The following is a 585-nucleotide window of genomic DNA, read 5'->3' on the forward strand; positions in this document are numbered from 1 at the left end:
GGGGCATCGGTCATGGGACGACTCGTCGGCGTTGCGATCCTAGCGGTACTGGCGTGGAAGTTTGGGGGCGGCTCTGACCTCATCGGACTCGGCAATATTTGGCCAATCCTGCTCGGGTTGGTATGGGTCTCTTGGTGGCCGGCGCTGGACTACTGGGCTACTAACTCGGAGCCACGCTTCTCGCTCACCGACGAAAACGTGACCGTCTGGTTTAACGCCTGGTACACCGAGCTCGGCGTTCTCATTGCATTCGTTGGCGGGGGGTATCTCATCAAGAAAGTATCCCGCGGATACTAAGACGAAGCTCCTATTTACGTCGGCATACCGGAAAGCTATATGTTTTTATGTAGCTTTCCGAAATAAATTAGAAACCACTACAAATACGTAGATCGACGTGCTACCTTCTCGCCATCCATTGCGCCTCGGGCGCATCGACCGACCGCCCGGACTGGTTCCTGGCCCACGTTTTTTTACAGGCCCATGGCCGCTTTGTGCTGACGGTAAGTGCATCGGATTCGTCCGCCCTGCGCAGCCCCCTGAGCACAATTTTTTGATCAGGCTGGGCTGGGCTCTCGTAGTCCGTCC

Annotated in this window: 1 protein-coding gene; it reads left to right on the top strand. The window is 56.2% G+C overall.

Annotated elements, in window-relative coordinates; genetic code table 11:
- On the top strand, positions 1 to 297 hold a 297-nt coding region (locus AC3IFE_RS01490), incomplete at its 5' end, for a hypothetical protein (protein WP_489189384.1).
- Positions 298 to 585: the final 288 nt, after the last annotated feature.

Source organism: Burkholderia sp. APQ4-4ca (assembly GCF_057837105.1).